This window comes from Pseudomonas sp. VMV1 (assembly GCF_056790235.1).
On record NZ_JBXGSE010000002.1, the window covers coordinates 524,098 to 541,333 of the forward strand.

The window sequence follows — 17,236 nt, forward strand, 5'->3', positions numbered from 1 at the left end:
GCCCTGTCTGAGCGCTTTCGGGACGTACCTAGAACGAAAGGCAAGTGCCTTAGTAATTCTCGATTTCCAGGGGCAATCTCTCCTGGGAAACGGGATCTGCCTCGGGTCTGCCGAGCAGGTAGCCCTGTGCGAGCCGAACGCCCAGCTGTTGCAGCAGCGCCAGCTGCGCCGCGTTTTCCACGCCTTCGCAAAGTACTTCCAGCTTCATCGCCTCGCCTAATAACAGCAACGAGGTCAGGACCTGCCCGCGTTGATCCTCGTCCTGGATGGCCAGGATCCGGCGATCAAGCTTGATCAGCTGGAAGGGTAGCTCCAGGATGGGGCCCAGCCCGGCATAGCCACTGCCGAAATCATCCAGGGCCATGCGGATGCCCAGCAGCTGGAGGAGGGCAAAGGATTGGCGGGTCTTGGTATCGATGACCAGTTCCACACCTTCGGTGACTTCCAGGACTAGCCGACTAGGCGCGAGACGGGAGAGCCTGAGCGCCGCGGATACCCGTTCGTGCAGCATGGGGTCGGCAAACTGCAACGGTGAAAGATTGATGGAAATGCTCAGGTGAGGCGGCCACTGGCTGGCTGCCAGGCAGGCCTCCTTCACCACCCATTCGCCCAGGGCGATGATGAAGTTGCCCTGTTCGGCCAGCGGAATGAAGATGTCCGGCGATACCATGCCGAGGGTAGGGTGCTTCCAGCGCAGCAGCGCCTCGTAGCCGATCACCTGCTGCGGCTGAACGCGATAGATGGGTTGGTAGTGCAACAGGAATTCATTACTGGCGAGTCCCTTGCGGACATCGTCCGGCGTGAGCAGATCCGCATGCTCCAGAGGCTCACCCAGGACGGCCTCGACCCCACCTTCGAACACCCGATCACGGCCATCGCGTTTGGCGCGGTAGAGGGCTCGATCCGCGCAATCCAGCAGATCGTCCGCAGTACTCAAGCCGACGATGCCGCTGCGCGCGATGCCTATGCTGACGGTGACATAGGTCTTGTCGTCCTGCCGCCCCTGATGCGGAATCTGCAGGTCACGAATACGGTGCAGGATGGTCTCCGCCGCAGCGAGTGCCTGGGCCGGACCGACGTGCCTGAGGATGACGACAAACTCTTCGCCACCGTAACGGCCAACCAGGTCGCCAGTGCCCAGGCCGACCGCCAAGGTGGTAGCCACGGTGCGTAGGCATTCATCGCCGGCGAGGTGGCCATAGTGATCGTTGTAGCGCTTGAAATGATCCACGTCGATCAGGAGCACGGCGCCTTGCTCACCTGCCAGGCGCGATTGCCAGAAGGCTTCGAGCAGCGGACGCAGCTGACGGCGATTGGCGAGGCCAGTGAGCGAGTCCGTTTCCGAGAGGATCTGCAGGTCCTGGTTGGCCAAATTCAAGGACGCCAGGCGGACTTCTTCGCGCAACTTGTACAGATAGGTGCGACGACCCTCGACATTGAGCCAGTAACTGGCCAGGAGGGAAAAGAACGCCATCACGACGGCATTGGTGATCATCAAACCGCCCACGATGGTCGACACAGGGGCCTCGTGAACGGCGATGCAGATGACTGTTAGCGCGAAGCCGTTGAACGCAAGGGCAGGCGGCAGAGCGCTCTTCATGCAGGTGTTGACGAAGGTGAGCATCAGCGGCCAGGTGAAAATGAACAGCGTCTGGTTCATTTCCTTGCCGGCCGGGCCATTGATCACCAGGTTGTAGACCACCAGCAGGCCGACGTAGAACGGCAGCAGGGCCAGGGCTTCGCGCCAACGAATGGGGGCCACCCGCAGCAGGCAGATGACCAGCAGCGTGAAGGGGGTGGCTATTCCCAGCATCTGGCCGGCTGCCCACGGCAGGGCATCTTCCATCAGCAGCCACCACCAGAGCAGAAAGCTGTTGTAGCTCAAGGTCCCGATGAGGAGGCAGCGGGTGAGATGGCGGCTGCGCTGTTCATGGATGTCCTGATGAAACAGGCGCTCCAGCACCGGCGCGAAGGAAAAGGGCCCCACGGGCACGGCAAGCGTCTGATCGACAAGCCGACCAAGCTCTGGAGAGGTTTTCATAGGGGGCCCAGACTGCTGACAGGGTGGATATCAACGTCTGACGAATGACGTTGTAGTATCAATATAATGGCACTTAGTGACCTGCCACCCGCATCAGGATTCACCCGGAATGACCGGCGGTTGAGTTGGAGAGCCTGGCGGTGTCAGACGGTCCTAATCATCGGTTTCGTTCGGTGAGCGGGGCGGTCCTGCGGTTGCAATGGGGTAGGGCGCCGGGAATCCTTTGATAGCATGACGAAGGCTGAATGCCTTGATCCCTTACCTGAGCCGGTGATCGATGGATGCTTATCCGACTTTCCCTCACGATCGAGGCGCGATGAAGATTCACCGTCTGGGACCTGAATTCGCGCCGGCCTATAGGCAACTGATGCTGGAGGCCTATGCCAGTTACCCGGAGGCCTTTACGTCCAGCGTGCAGGAACGAGAAGGGCTGCCACTCGATTGGTGGAAGCGTCGGCTGCAGGTCGGCGATCAGGTGCAGGAGCTGGTCTGGGGAGCGACGGAAGGAAAGGCCTTGCTGGGCGTGGCCGGGCTCCGGCTCGAAACGCGGGAGAAGGTGCGGCACAAGGCGACGCTGTTTGGTCTGTACGTGCCTGATCGGCATAGACGGCTGGGAATAGGCGGAGCCTTGCTGGCCGAGCTGCTGACGTATGCGAAGGATATTGCCACGCTCAAGGTCGTTCAGCTGACGGTGACCGAGGGTAATCAGGCTGCCCAGGCGCTGTATGAGCGGGCGGGTTTCCTGACCTTTGGCGTGGAGCCGATGGCGGTGGCAGTAGGGGGCACCTTCGTCTCAAAGGTGCACCTGTGGTGTGACGTGCGCCTACTGCGCAGGAAGACGAATTGCCTGGATGAAGTTCTTGGCTGAACGCCAAGACAGCGGTGTGCGGCAGGCTCGACCTGAGAGGCACACCTCAAGTCACAAGGCGGGCAGGGCCGACCAGAAACCAACGTGCACCCGGCCGGGTCTCTGAGAAGTCTCCATTGCCAGGAATACCCAATGTCGAAAGCTCTGTTGTCGTCCCTCGTACTGGTCAGCGCCGTCACCCTGGCGGCCTGTGACAAGACCTCCGAAGACCATGCCCGGGACGCCCAGACGCATGCCCAGCATGCCCAGGAAAAGGCCGCCGAGGGCAAGGTCGATCGTGCCTCCCAGGAACAGGCCAAGGCGGCGGAGGATCGCGCCCAGGCCAATGGGGCCGCGGCTACCGAAGGGCGCCATACGCCGCCGGATTCCGTGGTACCCGGCTACATCAAGACCCCTGCCAAGGAAAATCCCTGAGGAGAGGCGACTGCCGGTCTGAGCTCCTGGATAACGACCAGGCAGATCGGCTGGGCGCGGGATGACCGTGGCGCAGAGCTTGATCGCGCCTTTCTACCCAAGGATGCCCGGGTCTGAAAGCCCGCGCTCTGGCTTGTCCAATAGGGCAGGGCGATTGGGCGCAGGGTTTGTCTCCACCGAGCGCCGGTGTAAGCGCCAGCAGGTGAACCGCGACGCTCAGGCCTCCACCGAGTAATGGCTGTTTACATTCATGGCAGGGCGATTAGAGTAGGAAGCCCTGCAGCCGACGCTCGCCCCCCTTCCTGGAGCCGCCATGAGCCTTTCGCGACCGATCCATTGGTATCGTACCCGCAGCACGCTCGAAATCGTTGCTCTGGGCCTGGGCATCATCGCCCTGGTAGTCGCGGTCGATCAGGGGCTGCGCAATTCGCCTTCCGAACACCTTGCCGACTACCACGCCTGCAAGGGTGACGGTGGCCTTGCGCGGATGAATGCCATCGGCGAGATCGTCTGCCGGCTGCCCAGCCCGGTGATTGGCCAGGTGGCCGCCAAGACGCCCGCGGTTTCCGGCCTCTAACGCGCGACGAGCCGGCTGCGGCGCGCCCTGTCGGGACGTCGCCTGACCTCTTCCCGCCGGACCGATCTGGTCCGCTCGATACGTTCCTAGTCTTCTTCCTGATTCCGCCCCGGCCTCTGGGCGCGGATCACGGCTGCCTGTGCGCTGCGATGCAAACGACTATTGCTTAACGTAACATTTGATAATGAGAGTTTTTATCATTTAAAGTGCTGGCCCTCGCGCGATGCCGCGAAGAGCAGCCTTCAAGTGCACGGCGTCGGCTGCAACGCCACGGTCACAAGGATCACCATGAACCCCCAAGGAACCCTCTGCCAGCCCGTCCGCCAACCACGTGGAGCGCTTCGTCAGCTACTCCTGATCGGCGCCCTGATTCCCTTTCCCCTGACGGTGCTCGCCGCCTCGGTCGCGGAGCAGAGCGCCACGGAACTGGACACCCTGACCATCGAAGGCAATCGCCTCTATGACATGGCGCCCTCGGAGCAGACCGGTGGCTATACCGTGGATTCGGCGACCGTGGGCACCAAGACGCCAGCCGCCCTGCGCGACATTCCCCAGTCGATCACCTCCTACACCAGCGAGTACATCAAGGATCGCAACTTCAACACCCTGGACGAGCTGGCCAAGTCCACCGCCGGGCTGCGGGTGCTCACCAACGACAGCGGGCGTTCCTCCATCTATTCGCGTGGTTACGAATACGACGAATACAACGTCGACGGGCTGCCGGCGCCCATGACCAGCATCTTCGGCACCGTGCCCATCCTGTCGCCCTTCGACCGGGTCGAGATCATGCGTGGCCCCTCGGGGCTGTTCAACAGCACCAGCGAGCTGGGCGGTATCGTCAACATGGTGCGCAAGCGCGGCACCGAGGATTTTCAGGGCCATATCACCGGGCGCTACGGCTCCTGGGACACCAACTACCAGGAAATCGACCTGGCCGGCCCGCTCACCGCGAGCAAGAACGTTCGCGGTCGTTTCGTCGCCTCGCGTGCCGACAGCAATGGCGAGGTGGACTACAACGCCAATACCGACCAGAGCTACTACGGCGACCTGGACATCGATCTGTCGGACGCCACCCAGCTTTCTTTCGGCCTGATCCATCAGGTCAAGAACCTCACCCCGCACAATGGCTATCCCACCGACGCCCAGGGCAATCTGCTGGACTTCAGCCAGTCGCGCTTCCTCGGGGCGGATTGGAACTACTTCGATGGCAAGACCACCGACGGCATCTTCGAGCTGACCCACAGGTTCGATAACGGCGGCTATGGGCGGATCGCCGCTCGGGCCTCGCACCGGGAGGCGGATTACCTCTATGCCTTCACCGGTGGGGCGGTGCAGAGCAATGGCAACGTCAATATTAACGGCACTACGCGGAGTTTCGATCAGGATGCCTACTCGCTAGACGCCAGCTACAGCCAACCTTTGGAGGTGCTGGGGCAGGTGAGTGAGTTTGTCGTCGGGACTGACTACAAGCACTACGATACCGATTACCAGAGTGGTAACTACAACAGCTCGCGCACGGGAGCGCCGCGCCTGGCTGTTGCCAACGTCAATACCTATCGCCCGACGTCTATCGCCAAACCGGCTCGTATCTATCAGACCGATTTCAGTGGCGAGGATCGCGAGTTCGGTCTTTATTCCAAGGTCACCTTCCGGCCCATCGAGCGCCTGGCGCTGATCGGCGGCGCCCGCGTCTCCTGGTACAAGGGTGAGGCTTACACCACCACCCTGGCCAGCGGCGCCGAGGCGGGTGAAAGCCAGAAGCATAGTGGCTTCGTCACCCCCTATCTGGGCACCGTCTACGACCTAGACGACTATCACTCCCTCTATGCCAGCTATTCCAAGGTCTACAAACCGCAGAGCGAGCTGGATGGCCAGGGCAAGGCGCTGGATCCGCGCGAGGGTGACCAGTACGAGGTCGGGATCAAGGGCAGCTATTTCAACGGCGATATGAATGCACGGCTGTCGATCTTCCAGCTGACCGATGAAAACCGGGCTGCCCGGCCCTTCGACGCCAATGGCGTGGCCATCACCGACTATTTCGACAGCTCCGGCAAGACGCGGGTGAAGGGTGCCGAGATCGAGGTCAGCGGCAAGCTCACCGAGCAGTGGGAGATGCTCGCTGGCTACACCTACATGGATACCCAGAACCTCAGCGGCGATGGCAACACCCTGTTCGAAGCCATGCCCAAGCACATGGCCTCGCTGTGGACCAAGTACACCCTGGCGGGCGGTCCACTGACCGGTCTGAGCATCGGCGGCGGGGTGACCGCGATGAGCGATTTCTCCCAGACCAACCAGACCTCTGGAGTCACCGTGTCCGCCCCCGGCTATGCCACGGTGGATGCCAAGTTCTCCTATCCGGTCACCAAGCAGCTCACCGCGACCCTGGACGTGAACAACCTCCTCGACAAGGAATACTGGTCGCGCGTAGGTTCGGTCTCCACCTTCAACTTCCAGGGCCCCTCGCGCAGCGTGATGGTCGGGGCGCGTTACGACTTCTGAGGTTTAAGCCGACCGGGCCAGGCTCGGGTCGGTCGGCGCGATGCAGGCCATGAAGATCTCTTCCACGATGCACTGAGATGCGATGAAAGATTCACTCTTCCAGCGGGACGATGTGGGCAGCGAGTCCTGGTGGCAGGCCGTCGCCTGCCGCGGCACGCCGCTGATCGAACCCACCGTGGGTGGGCGCTATCGCCTGACCTTTGTCTGGCGCGATCCCGAGGGTTTGGCCGAGCGCTCCAGTACCCAGCGGGTCTGGCTCAACATCACCGGCGTCACCGACCATCACCAGCCGGGCTTGCCGCAGAGCCTCACCCGCTTGCCGGGCACCGATGTCTGGGCCTGGGAGACTGAGCTGGACGGAGGTTGGCGCGGCAGCTACTGCCTCATCCCTACCGGGGAGCCGGCTGCTTTCGAAGACGAGTCCCAGCCTGACCTCCAGGGTATCCGTCTGTGGTGGCGCAGCGTCTTTCCCCTGGCCCAGGCCGATCGGCTCAATCCCCGCCGCGCCTGGCAGGGTGGCCGAGGACTGGCGGTATCCGGCGTGCATCTGCCAGAGGCACCAGTGCAGCCAGCCTGGGCGTCCTTCGATGACCGCAGTCTGTCTCCGGCTGCCCCGTCAAGAATGCAGCAGTATCAGTGGGACAGCATCCAGTTGGGTAACAGTCGCCCGGTCTGGGTCTTCACGACCGGTAATACCACCCCTACGGAGCGACCGCTGGCCATCCTGCTGGATGGTCAGTTTTGGGCGGAGGCAATGCCTATAGGTACGCCGCTGCAGCAGCTCACCGATGCCGGTCAGCTCCCGGAGGCGGTTTATTTGCTGATCGACAACAGTGACCGTGCCCTACGCGGCAGCGAGCTGCCCTGCAATCCCGCTTTCTGGCAGGCGGTCCATGAAGAGTTGCTGCCTCAGGTGCGCGACTGGGCGCCCCATGCCCAGTCAGCGTCCTCCACTGTCGTCGCCGGGCAAAGTTTTGGCGGCTTGGCCGCGCTCTATGCGGCGCTGCACTGGCCGGAGCGCTTCGGTTGCGCCCTGAGCCAGTCCGGCTCCTTCTGGTGGCCGCAGCGCGGCGCGCCGGGACGGCTGTTCGAGGCGCTGGAAAGCGGGCAGGGGAGCAGGCATCCCTTGCGGCTGTTCATCGAGGCGGGACTGCGCGAACCGACCATCCTCGAAGCTTCCCGCGCCTTGGTCGAGCGCCTGCGCGAGCAGGGCCATGACCTCGACTATCGCGAGATCGATGGGGGCCATGATGCCCTCTGGTGGCGTGGGGGCCTGCTCGATGGCCTGGTCCGGCTCTGGCAACCCCTGGTCGCAGCCGACGCCCACCGCTAATCCCTACTGCCAGGAGGTCCGATGGACGCTCTCAATCCCTTCGACGATCCCGCGCAGGTGATGCTGATTCTGCGCAATGCCCGGGGCCAGTGCAGCCTCTGGCCGGAGGCCATGACCGTTCCCGCCGGCTGGGAGCCGGTGTTCGGGCCCGCGCTGCGCGCGGCTTGTGACGATTGGCTGGCCAGCCACTGGCGCGATATCCGCCCGGTCGCCTCTCTGCTTTCCTGACTGGAGTTCCTGTGTCCTCTACGCCCTCTTGCGCCTTTTCCGAACTGCCCCTGGTCGCCGCCCAACCCGGCATCTGGCTGGCCGATCAGCTGTCGCCCCATGCCAATGCCTTCGCCGTGGCCCATCTGGTCGAACTGCGCGGGCCGCTCAAGGCCGAGGCGCTGGTGGCGGCCATCGTCCAGGGCCTGGGCGAGCTGGATAGCCTGCGGCTCAACTTCGCTGAACGCGAGGGCGAGCTGGTGCAGTGGATAGATACCGACGCTGCTATCCCCACACCCGAGTGGCTGGACCTGCGCGGGGCAGCCGATCCGGAAGGTACCGCGCGGGCATCCATTCGCGCCGATCTCGACGGCGACCTGAGGGCTACCAGCGGCGGTCCGCTGTGGCTCAATCGGATTTACCAGCTGGGTGACGATCACCTGTTCTGGTACCAGCGCTATCACCACCTGCTGATCGATGGCTATGGCTTCGCCGCCTTGGCCAAGCGGGTGGCCGCCCTGTACAGCGCCGCGGGGCGGGGCGAGACGGCCGAGGCCTCGCCCTTCGTCTCCTTTGCCGAGGTGGTGCGTGAATACCAGGACTATCAGCAGTCGGCCGTTCGCGAGCGCGACGAAGCCTTCTGGCGCGAGCGGGGGGCTGCGCTGCCACCGGCGGCGTCCCTGGCGCCCGGGGGGCTGGCCGGGCAGGTGCCCACGCCGCGGGTGGTGGAAGCCCGTGCCCGGGTACCTGCCGAGGTCTTCGCCAGGTTGGCCGAGCAGGGCAAGGCCCAAGGGGTGACGCCAGCCGATCTGGCGGTGGCCCTTGCTGCAATATGGTTCGCCCGCCTCAGTGGCCAGCCGGCCTTCAGCGCCGGTTTCATCTTCATGCGGCGCATGGGCTCGGTGGCGCTCAAGTCAGGTGGGGCGACGCTCAACGTCCTGCCCCTGGGCGTGCGCACGACTACCGGCCAGACGCTGCCGGAGCTGGCCACGGTGCTGGCCGCCGAGCTCAAGAAGGTACGTCGTCACCAGTGCTACGACGCCGAGCAGATCGCCCGCGATCTCGGCCGGCCGGGCGATGCCGAGCCCCTGACCGGGCCGGTCATCAACCTCAAGCTGTTCGATTTCGCCCTGGATTTCGCTGGGGTGCCGGGCATCACCCACGAACTGGCCTCGGGGCCGGTGCGCGACCTGGAGATCGCCCTCTACCTGGAGGCCAGCGGCGCCCTGGACATCAAGCTGCTCGGCAACGCCGAGCGCTACGCCGCCGACCTGCTGCAGGGCCACGCCGAGCGCTTCGGGCTGCTGGCGGACCAATTCGCCGCGCAGCCCGGGCTCCCTCTGGGCGATGCCGACCTGCTGGCGCCGATGGACCGCAGTTGGCTGGCCGAGATCAACGCCACCGAACGCCCGCTGCCAGCGGTCACCCTGGCGACCCTGCTGGCCGACCAGGCCGCGCGAACCCCCCTGGCACCGGCGTTGGCCGATCTGCAGTATGCCTTCAGCTATGCCGAGACCCGCCAGCAGGTGCTGGCCCTGGCCCAGCGCCTGAGCGCGGCCGGGGTAGGGCGGGGCGACATCGTCGCGGTGGCGCTGCCGCGCTCGGTGTTCCTGTCCCTGGCGCTGCTGGCCACCGTCGAACTGGGCGCCGCCTATTTGCCACTCGATAGCGGCTATCCTGACGAGCGCCTGCAACTGATGCTCGACGACGCCCGACCACGGGTGCTGGTGACCGATGCCAGCCAGCGCGGGCGCTTCCCGACGCTGAGCGAGGGCCAGGTGCTGATCCTTGACGCGCCCCTGGAAGTGCTTGATCGAGATCCGGTGTTCGAGGGGCCGCGGCCCAGCGATCCGGCCTATGTGCTCTACACCTCCGGTTCCACGGGCCGGCCCAAGGGCGTGGTGGTAGGTCATGCCGCCATCGTCAATCGCCTGCTGTGGATGCAGGACAGCTATCCGATCGGCGCTGGCGACACCGTCTTGCAGAAGACACCAAGCAGCTTCGATGTCTCGGTGTGGGAATTCTTCTGGCCGCTCTTGGTGGGGGCTCGCCTGTACTTGGCCCCGCCCGAGGCCCACCGCGATCCCGAGGCGCTGCAGGAGCTGTTCGCCCGGGAGCAGGTGACCACGGTGCACTTCGTGCCCTCGATGCTGGCGGCCTTCGTCGCCGCCCTGGACGAGCCCGCGGCCGTCGCCCGGTGCGCCAGCCTGCGCCAGGTCTTCTGCAGCGGCGAGGCCCTGCCCACCGAGCTGGCCCGCACCTGGGAGCGCCGGGTCGGCGCGCCCCTGCACAATCTCTATGGCCCCACCGAGGCGGCGGTGGACGTTTCCTACCATCCGGCCCATGGTGCTGCCCTGGCGGCCGTCACCGGCAGCAGCGTGCCCATCGGCAAGCCGGTGTGGAACACCGGGCTGCACATCCTCGATGAACGCCTGCGGCCAGTACCGCCAGGTGTGGCGGGGGAGCTCTATCTGAGCGGGGTGCAGCTCGCCGATGGCTACCTGGGGCGCCCGGACCTGACCGCTGCACGCTTCATCGCCGCGCCCGATGGACAGGGCGAGCGCCTCTATCGCACCGGCGACGTCGCCCGCTGGCTGCCCGAAGGCGTGGTCGACTACCTGGGCCGTAGCGATGACCAAGTCAAGATCCGTGGCCAGCGCATCGAACTGGCGGAAATCGATCATGCCCTGCTCGCGCTGCCAGGCGTCGCCCAGGCCGTCACCCATGCCCGGGTGCTGGGCGAGGCGGCCAATGGCGCCGGGGGCGATGCCCGCCAACTGGTGGGCTATCTGCTCGCCCAGCCGGGTGCGGTGCTGGACCTGGAGCGCCTGCGCGCCCGCCTCGCGGATCAGCTGCCGCCACATCTGGTGCCCGTGGCCCTGGTGGAGCTGGAGGAATTTCCCCTGGGTGCCACCGGCAAGCTGGATCGCAAGGCGCTACCGGCGCCCCAGGGCGCGGCAAGGGCCGCGAGTCGACCGCTGGCGCCGGGGTTGGAAAGCGAGCTGGCGGCGGCCTTCTCCGAGGTGCTCGGTTGCGCCATCGTGGGCGCGGATGACGACTTCTTTGCCCTTGGCGGCCATTCTTTGCTGGCCATGACCCTGGCGGCCAACCTGCGGCGACGTCTGGCGCAACCGGTGTCCATCGGCCAGATCATGGTGGCGTCCAGTGTCGCCCGCCTGGCACGGCAGCTGGAGCAGGACGCGGCCCGCGAGACCCGCGCCGGCTTCGAGACCCTGCTGCCGCTGCGCCCGGGCGACGGCCCCACCTTGTTCTGCTTCCATCCGGCCTCGGGCTTCGCCTGGCAATTCAGCGTGCTGCAACGGCATCTGGATCCGCGCTGGTCGCTGCTCGGCATCCAGTCACCGCGTCCTGACGGCGCCCTGGTCCAGGGCGCCGATCTGGACGCCGTCATCCAGCGCCATCTGGACACCCTGCGCGAGGTGCAGCCGCAGGGGCCTTATCATCTGCTCGGCTACTCCCTGGGCGGCACCCTGGCCCAGGGGCTGGCGGCGCGGTTGCAGGCGGCCGGAGAGGAGGTCGCCTTCCTGGGCCTGCTCGACACCTATCCGCCGGAAACCCAGAACTGGCAGGAGCGCGAGGGCCAGCGCGAGCTGGACCCGGAGGTGCTGGCCGAGGTGAACCGCGAGCGCGAGGCCTTCCTCGCCGCCCAGCAGGGCCTGGCCGACCCGGCGCTGGGCGAGGGGGCCGAGTTGTTCGCCACCATCGAAGGCAACTACGCCGACTCGGTACGCCTGCTGGCCACGGCGCACAGCGCTCGCTTCGACGGCGAGGCGCTGATGTTCGTCGCCCGGCGCACCCTGCCGGTGGGAATGGACGTCAAGGCTACCTGGGCGCCCTGGATCACCCGCCTGCAGGCCCACGAGGTGGACTGCGCCCACGTCGACATCATCGCCCCGGCCCAGCTGGCGCAGATCGGTCCGGTGCTCAATCGGGCGCTGAAAGGGCTCTAGCCGCCCGAACGCCGCGCCAGGGGCACCACCATGGGCGTCCCGGCCACCGGGTCGTCGATGATCAGGCAGTCCAGGTCATAGACCGCCTTGATCAATTCGGGGGTGACCACGTCGCGCGGGCGGCCGGTGGCCAGTACCTTGCCGTCGCGCATGGCCACCAGGTGGGTGGCGTAGCGACAGGCGTGGTTGAGGTCGTGCAGCACCATCACCAGGGTATGGCCCTGCTGGCGGTTGAGGTCTTCCAGCAACTCCAGGAGGTCGATCTGGTGGGTGATGTCGAGCCAGGTGGTGGGCTCGTCGAGCAGCAGCAGCGGGGTCTCCTGGGCCAGGGCCATGGCGATCCATACCCGCTGGCGCTGGCCACCGGACAGGGTGTCCACCGCCCGGTCGGCCAGTTCGAAGACGCCGGTGGCCTGCATGGCGTGGGTCACGGCGCGCTCGTCGTCGGCGCGCACGCCACCGAACAGTGTCTGGTGCGGATAGCGTCCGCGGGCTACCAGGTCGCGCACCGAGATGTCCCCCGGCGCCTGGGAGCTCTGTGGCAGAAGGCCCAGGCGGCGCGCGACCTCCTTGGTGCGATAGCTCTGGATCGCCTGGCCGTCCAGCCAGACCTGGCCCTGGCTGGGCGCCAGTAGCCGGCTCAGGGTGCGCAGCAGGGTCGACTTGCCGCAGCCGTTGGGACCGATGATGACCGTCAGTTCGCCATCGGGAATGGTCAGTGAGAGGTCTTCGGCGATCAGCTTGCGGCCATAGCCCAGGGTCAGGCGCTCGGCGTGCAGGCGCGAGCAAGGGGCGTCGTTCATGAGCGGCGGGACTCCCAGATGAGCAGGCCGATCAGGTAGAGCCCACCCAGGCTCACCGTGACCAGGCCCACCGGCAGGACATAGGGCAGGAACAGGCGCTGGGCGATGAGGTCCGCGCCCAGCAACAGGACCGCGCCGGTGAGGGCGGCGGCGGGAAGCGCCAGGCGCTGGGTACCGGTCAGGCGGCGGGCGATCTGGGGTGCGGCCAGGGCGATGAAGGAGATCGGCCCGGCCACCGCGGTACCGGCGGCGGTGAGCACCACGCCGAGGCCCAGCAGCGACAGCCGGGTGCGCTCCACCGGGACGCCCAGGGCGCAGGCGGTGTCGTCGCCCATCTCCAGCAGGAACAGCCGGCGACTCAGCGCCAGGCTGGCCGCACCCGCCAGCAGGATGAAGATCACCGCCGGCCAGGCCTTGGCCCAGGTCACCCCGTTGAGTGAGCCGGCGCTCCACAGGCCCGCGCTGAAGGCGGCTTCCAGGGAGGCATGCACGATCAGCCAGGTGTTGAGCGCCATCAGCAAGGCGCGCACGCCGATGCCGACGATGATGAGTCTCAGGGTATCCACGCCGCTGCCGCGCCAGGTGAGGGCATAGACCAGGGCGGCGCTGGCCAGGCCGCCGATCAGGGCGGCGGTGGTGCTCCAGAGGATGCTGGCCTGGAACAGCACCAGCGCGACCAGCACCCCGCTGTAGGCGCCGGTGTTGAAGCCCATGATGTCCGGGCTGCCCAGGGGATTGCGCAGCAGCGACTGGAACAGCGCGCCGCTCAAGCCCAGGGCGGCGCCGATCAGCAGCGCCAGGGCCACCCGCGGCAGGCGCCACTGGGTGACCACCAGCTCGATGCCGCGCGGAGCCTCGCCGAACAAGGCGGCCAGTACCTGGGAAGGACTCAGGGTCAGGCTGCCGCTGCCCAGGGCGAACGTCGCCAGCAGCAGGGCGCCGCCAAACAGGGCGAGCAGCACCCCGGGCAGGCGCAGGCGATCAGGGCGGTTCATGCCCGACCTCCCTGGCGCTGGCGGCGCGCCAGCCAGATCAGCAGCGGTGCGCCGAGGAAGGCGGTCACCACCGAGACGCGCAGCTCATTGGTCACCAGCAGGCGACCGACGATGTCGGCGGTCAGCAGCAGGCTGGGGGTGAACAGCAGGACGAAGGGCAGCAGCCAGCGATGGTCTTCGCCGATGGCCCGGCGGCCCAGGTGCGGCACCATCAGGCCAACGAAGGCGATGGGACCCACTGCCGCGGCTGCCGCGCCGCAGAGCAGGGTGATGGCCAGCAGGCCGAGCAGTTGGGTCTGGCGGACCCGGGTGCCGAGGGCTACGGCCAGATCGGTGCCCAGGCTCAGGGCATTCAGTGCCGGAGCCAGCAGCAGGGCTATGACCACCCCACCCAGCACCGGCACGCTGGCGCTGCGCAGCAGCTCGAACTGGCGCACGTCCAGGGAGCCGAATTGCCAGAATCTCAGCTGGTCGTACACCAGCGGATCGAGCAGGGCGATACCGGAGCTGACGCCTTCGAGCATGGCCCCCAGGGCTACCCCCACCAGCACCAGGCGCATGGGGTTGAAGCCGCCGCCACCGGCGATGCCGGCCAGCAGCACCACCAGGCTGGCGAGCAGGGCGCCGCCGAAGGCATAGCCCAGGTAATGCTCGGGACCGCTGGCGCCGAACAGGGCGATGCCCAGCACCACGGCGAAACTGGCGCCGGCATTGACGCCGAGGATGCCCGGGTCGGCGAGGGGGTTGCGCGTCAGCGCCTGCATCAGGGTGCCGGCCACGCCCAGCGCCGCGCCGGCGAGCAGGCCGGCGAGGGTTCGCGGCAGGCGCGCCTCGCGCACGATGAGGCAGGCGGGATCGCTGCAGCCGTGGCCCAGCGCCTGCCAGACGTCGGCCAGCGGTATGGCGGTGGAGCCGAGCGCCAGGCTCGCGGCCATCACCAGGAGCAGCGACAGACCCGCACAGCCGAGGATAAGGAAGCGGCGCATGATCATCCGCGACGGCAGGCAGGAGAGGGGGTGGATGAGAACAAGGCGTATTAACACATGATAGTCTGTATTACATGCTAACAGCCTTGCCTCGGCGGCTCGATAGCGTCCCCTGTGTTTTTCCGGTGATTCATGTCCAAGACGTCCTTCCTGCTCGACTTCGGCCTGCTCAGGTCCCACGCCGCCTTTCGTACCCTGTTCATCGCCCGTCTGGTGTCCGTACTCTCTCTCGGGCTGCTCGCCGTGGCGGTGCCCATCCAGGTCCAGGCCCTGACCGACTCGCCGCTCAAGGTAGGCCTGGCACTGAGCATGGCCGGCATCGGCATGTTCGTTGGCCTGCTCACCGGCGGGGTGCTGGCCGACCGCCTGGAGCGGCGCCGGCTGATCCTCGCCGCCCGCTCCATTTGCGGCCTGGGCTTCATCGGCCTGGCCATCAACGCCAGCCTGCCCGAGCCATCGTTGACGGCCATCTACCTGCTGGCGCTGTGGGATGGCTTCTTCGGCGCCCTGGGCGTCACCGCGCTGCTGGCGGTGACACCGATCCTGGTCGGCCGGGAATCCATGGTGCAGGCCGGCGCCTTGAACATGCTCAGCGTGCGGGTGGCCGCCATCATCGCGCCGCCACTGGGGACGCTGCTGATCGCCCAGAGCGGTGTCGTCTGGAATTACGGGCTGACGGCCTTCGGTACCCTGATCACCCTGCTGGTGCTGCTGCGCCTACCGCCGCTGCCGCCGCCGGAGCAGCCGCGCGAATCGCCCTGGCAGGCCCTGGGTGGCGGCATTGCCTTTCTGTTCGAGAACCGGCTGCTGGGTGCCGTGGCCCTGGTCGGCGCCCTGGTGACCATGGCCAATGCGGTGCGGGTGCTCTATCCCGCGCTGGGGGAGAGCTGGGGGCTGGATACCGGACACCTGGGCTGGCTCTATGCCGCCGCCCCCCTGGGCGCTGCCCTCGGCGCCCTCACCAGTGGTCGACTGAACCAGGCGCCACGCCCTGGGCGTACCCTGCTGATGAGCGCGGTGGCCACCTTTCTGGCGGTAGCGGTCTTCGCGCTATTACCCGGCTTCTGGTTGTCCGCGCTGTGCCTGGTGCTGTTCGGCTACCTGGGCGCGCTCAATTCGCTGGTGCAGTACGCGCTGATCCAGCGCCTGACCCCGGATCGCCTGCTGGGGCGGATCAATGCCCTGTGGACGGCACAAAATATTGGTGGCGAGGCCATCGGCGCGGCGCTGTTCGGCGGCCTGGCCAGCCTGATGTTGCCGGCGCAGGCAGCGTTCGTCTTCGGTCTGGTCGCCATGCTGGTGGCTGCCCTGTGCTGGGCGCTGGCCAGCGGTCTGCGTCGAGCTGAAAGCCTCGGCGCCTGATCCGCTCCAGTGCGCCTGGCGTAGCGTGGAAAACCGCGCAGCGTTTTCCACTGGGGTTCACGGCAGGGAGTGGTGGACAAGGCTGCGCCGTTGTCCACCCTACGGATAGCTAAAGGTTTGGCGTAGCGTTTTCCGCGATTGCCCGGTTCAGGGCTTGGCGTAGCGCTTTTCCAGTCGATCCAGCAGCAGGTTGGCGCTGTAGGGATCGAGGCGGAAGGTCTCGGCGCCCAGCGCCTCCACGCGGTTCTCCTTGACCGCCGGCAGGTGTGCCAGCAGCGGATTGCTGCGCACCGCCTCGGCCTCCTTGGCGTCCGCAGCGAACAGCAGGAAGGTCTGGCCGTTGAGACCGGTGGCGACGTTCTCGCCGGCCAGCTGCAGGATGTCATGGCGCTGACCCTGGCTGTGGCCCGTGGCGAGACCGACTGGCAGCGCGGCGAGTTTGAAGCCCAGGCTTTCCAGCAACTGACCCTGGGAGGAGGCGGCGGTCCAGAGATTGGCCTGCCGCGTCGCCGGGCTGTAGACGAAGGCGGATACCGGTTGCGGCGGCAGTTGCAGGCGCGCCTTGAGGTCGGTGACGCGCCCGGCGAAGTCGTTGACCACCTTGGCGGCGGCGTCCTCGCGACCGGTAGCCTGGCCCAGCAGCTCCACCACCTGTTGCCAGCTGCGATTGTCGTAACCCACCACCAGCACCGGAGCGATGGCCTTTAGTTGATCGACCAGACGCAGGGCCGAGTCGTTGCCGGCGGCGCTGACCAAGATCAGATCAGGGGCCTCGGCGGCCACTGCCTCGGCATTGGCTTCGCCGATGTACAGCCGCTTCACGTCGCGCTCCTTGGCGACCTCGCCCCATTGGCGGAGGAAGCCCTGGTCATCGGCGAATCTGTTGTTGGGCGAGGTGGCGCCACTGGCTACCACCGGGGCGCCGATGGCCAGCAGGGAACCGGTAAGGGTGACGCTGGTGGAGACGATGCGCTGTGGCTTGGCGGGCAGGGTCACCTGGCTGCCATCGGCGTTGATCTCTCGCGGCCAGTCCGCCGCCTGGGCGGTACCGCCCAGCGCCAGGGTGGCGACAGCCAGGGTGGTGAGAATGCGAAACAATGACGACAAGCTGAACATGAACGCTTTCCAGTTGTAAGATAATCACTCTCATTTTCAAAGAAGCACTCGGAGCCGGCAA

13 protein-coding genes are annotated in these 17,236 nt (G+C 66.4%); 8 read left to right on the forward strand and 5 right to left on the reverse strand.

Going from position 1 to position 17,236, the window contains the following annotated elements:
* Positions 1 to 49 precede the first annotated feature (49 nt).
* A complete protein-coding gene (locus ACUCV0_RS08015) occupies positions 50 to 2,041 on the reverse strand; it encodes a putative bifunctional diguanylate cyclase/phosphodiesterase (protein WP_482212451.1) in 1,992 nt (663 codons plus the stop codon).
* Between the two features lie 316 nt (positions 2,042 to 2,357).
* Between ACUCV0_RS08015 and ACUCV0_RS08020 the strand changes: the two genes are divergently transcribed.
* From ACUCV0_RS08020 to ACUCV0_RS08050, 7 genes are all read left to right on the forward strand, one after another.
* Complete coding sequence (locus tag ACUCV0_RS08020) at positions 2,358 to 2,909, forward strand: N-acetyltransferase family protein (RefSeq protein ID WP_482212452.1); 552 nt, start codon at positions 2,358 to 2,360, stop codon at positions 2,907 to 2,909.
* Positions 2,910 to 3,041: 132 nt separating this feature from the next.
* Complete coding sequence (locus tag ACUCV0_RS08025) at positions 3,042 to 3,323, forward strand: hypothetical protein (protein ID WP_482212453.1); 282 nt, start codon at positions 3,042 to 3,044, stop codon at positions 3,321 to 3,323.
* 313 nt (positions 3,324 to 3,636) lie between these two features.
* Positions 3,637 to 3,900 carry a hypothetical protein gene (locus ACUCV0_RS08030; protein ID WP_059315476.1) on the forward strand — a complete coding sequence of 88 codons (264 nt, stop codon included), beginning with the start codon at positions 3,637 to 3,639 and terminating at the stop codon, positions 3,898 to 3,900.
* A 288-nt stretch (positions 3,901 to 4,188) separates the two neighbouring features.
* The gene (locus ACUCV0_RS08035; protein ID WP_482212454.1) at positions 4,189 to 6,402 is read left to right on the forward strand and encodes a TonB-dependent siderophore receptor; all 2,214 of its coding nucleotides are present in this window, start codon (positions 4,189 to 4,191) and stop codon (positions 6,400 to 6,402) included.
* Between the two features lie 82 nt (positions 6,403 to 6,484).
* Entirely contained in the window at positions 6,485 to 7,735 is a 1,251-nt protein-coding gene (gene fes, locus ACUCV0_RS08040) for an enterochelin esterase (protein ID WP_482212455.1), read from the forward strand.
* 21 nt (positions 7,736 to 7,756) lie between these two features.
* Positions 7,757 to 7,963 carry an MbtH family protein gene (locus ACUCV0_RS08045; RefSeq protein ID WP_482212456.1) on the forward strand — a complete coding sequence of 69 codons (207 nt, stop codon included), beginning with the start codon at positions 7,757 to 7,759 and terminating at the stop codon, positions 7,961 to 7,963.
* 11 nt (positions 7,964 to 7,974) lie between these two features.
* Positions 7,975 to 11,913 (forward strand): amino acid adenylation domain-containing protein, encoded by a 3,939-nt coding sequence (locus tag ACUCV0_RS08050; RefSeq protein ID WP_482212457.1) that lies wholly within the window; start codon positions 7,975 to 7,977, stop codon positions 11,911 to 11,913.
* Here ACUCV0_RS08050 and ACUCV0_RS08055 read toward each other — a convergent pair.
* Genes ACUCV0_RS08055 through fepD form a run of 3 tightly spaced genes read right to left on the reverse strand, consistent with a single transcriptional unit; the run spans position 11,910 to position 14,703 of the window.
* Complete coding sequence (locus ACUCV0_RS08055) at positions 11,910 to 12,716, reverse strand: ATP-binding cassette domain-containing protein (RefSeq protein ID WP_482212458.1); 807 nt, start codon at positions 12,714 to 12,716, stop codon at positions 11,910 to 11,912. The two genes, ACUCV0_RS08050 and ACUCV0_RS08055, sit on opposite strands and share 4 nt — an antisense overlap.
* On the reverse strand, positions 12,713 to 13,711 hold the full coding sequence (gene fepG, locus ACUCV0_RS08060) for an iron-enterobactin ABC transporter permease (protein ID WP_323150219.1): 999 nt from the start codon (positions 13,709 to 13,711) through the stop codon (positions 12,713 to 12,715). The genes ACUCV0_RS08055 and fepG overlap by 4 nt, the downstream gene beginning before the upstream one ends.
* Positions 13,708 to 14,703, reverse strand: a complete 996-nt coding sequence (gene fepD, locus ACUCV0_RS08065; RefSeq protein ID WP_482212459.1) for a Fe(3+)-siderophore ABC transporter permease — start codon at positions 14,701 to 14,703, stop codon at positions 13,708 to 13,710. The genes fepG and fepD overlap by 4 nt, the downstream gene beginning before the upstream one ends.
* 126 nt (positions 14,704 to 14,829) lie before the next feature.
* Between fepD and entS the strand changes: the two genes are divergently transcribed.
* Positions 14,830 to 16,059 carry an enterobactin transporter EntS gene (entS, locus tag ACUCV0_RS08070; protein WP_323149317.1) on the forward strand — a complete coding sequence of 410 codons (1,230 nt, stop codon included), beginning with the start codon at positions 14,830 to 14,832 and terminating at the stop codon, positions 16,057 to 16,059.
* 147 nt (positions 16,060 to 16,206) lie between these two features.
* Here the strand turns inward: entS and fepB are convergent, their stop codons facing one another.
* Positions 16,207 to 17,175, reverse strand: coding sequence for a Fe2+-enterobactin ABC transporter substrate-binding protein (fepB, locus tag ACUCV0_RS08075; RefSeq protein ID WP_313649860.1), 969 nt, complete (start codon positions 17,173 to 17,175; stop codon positions 16,207 to 16,209).
* Between the last annotated feature and the right edge of the window lie 61 nt (positions 17,176 to 17,236).

Coding starts and splice junctions, on each gene's coding strand:
- ACUCV0_RS08045 (WP_482212456.1), top strand. CDS start 7,757: ATGGACGCTCTCAATCCCTTCGACGATCCCGCGCAGGTGATGCTGATT.
- fepG (WP_323150219.1), bottom strand. CDS start 13,711: ATGAACCGCCCTGATCGCCTGCGCCTGCCCGGGGTGCTGCTCGCCCTG.
- ACUCV0_RS08035 (WP_482212454.1), top strand. CDS start 4,189: ATGAACCCCCAAGGAACCCTCTGCCAGCCCGTCCGCCAACCACGTGGA.
- ACUCV0_RS08020 (WP_482212452.1), top strand. CDS start 2,358: ATGAAGATTCACCGTCTGGGACCTGAATTCGCGCCGGCCTATAGGCAA.
- ACUCV0_RS08015 (WP_482212451.1), bottom strand. CDS start 2,041: ATGAAAACCTCTCCAGAGCTTGGTCGGCTTGTCGATCAGACGCTTGCC.
- fepD (WP_482212459.1), bottom strand. CDS start 14,703: ATGATCATGCGCCGCTTCCTTATCCTCGGCTGTGCGGGTCTGTCGCTG.
- ACUCV0_RS08055 (WP_482212458.1), bottom strand. CDS start 12,716: ATGAACGACGCCCCTTGCTCGCGCCTGCACGCCGAGCGCCTGACCCTG.
- ACUCV0_RS08030 (WP_059315476.1), top strand. CDS start 3,637: ATGAGCCTTTCGCGACCGATCCATTGGTATCGTACCCGCAGCACGCTC.
- fes (WP_482212455.1), top strand. CDS start 6,485: ATGAAAGATTCACTCTTCCAGCGGGACGATGTGGGCAGCGAGTCCTGG.
- entS (WP_323149317.1), top strand. CDS start 14,830: ATGTCCAAGACGTCCTTCCTGCTCGACTTCGGCCTGCTCAGGTCCCAC.
- ACUCV0_RS08025 (WP_482212453.1), top strand. CDS start 3,042: ATGTCGAAAGCTCTGTTGTCGTCCCTCGTACTGGTCAGCGCCGTCACC.
- fepB (WP_313649860.1), bottom strand. CDS start 17,175: ATGTTCAGCTTGTCGTCATTGTTTCGCATTCTCACCACCCTGGCTGTC.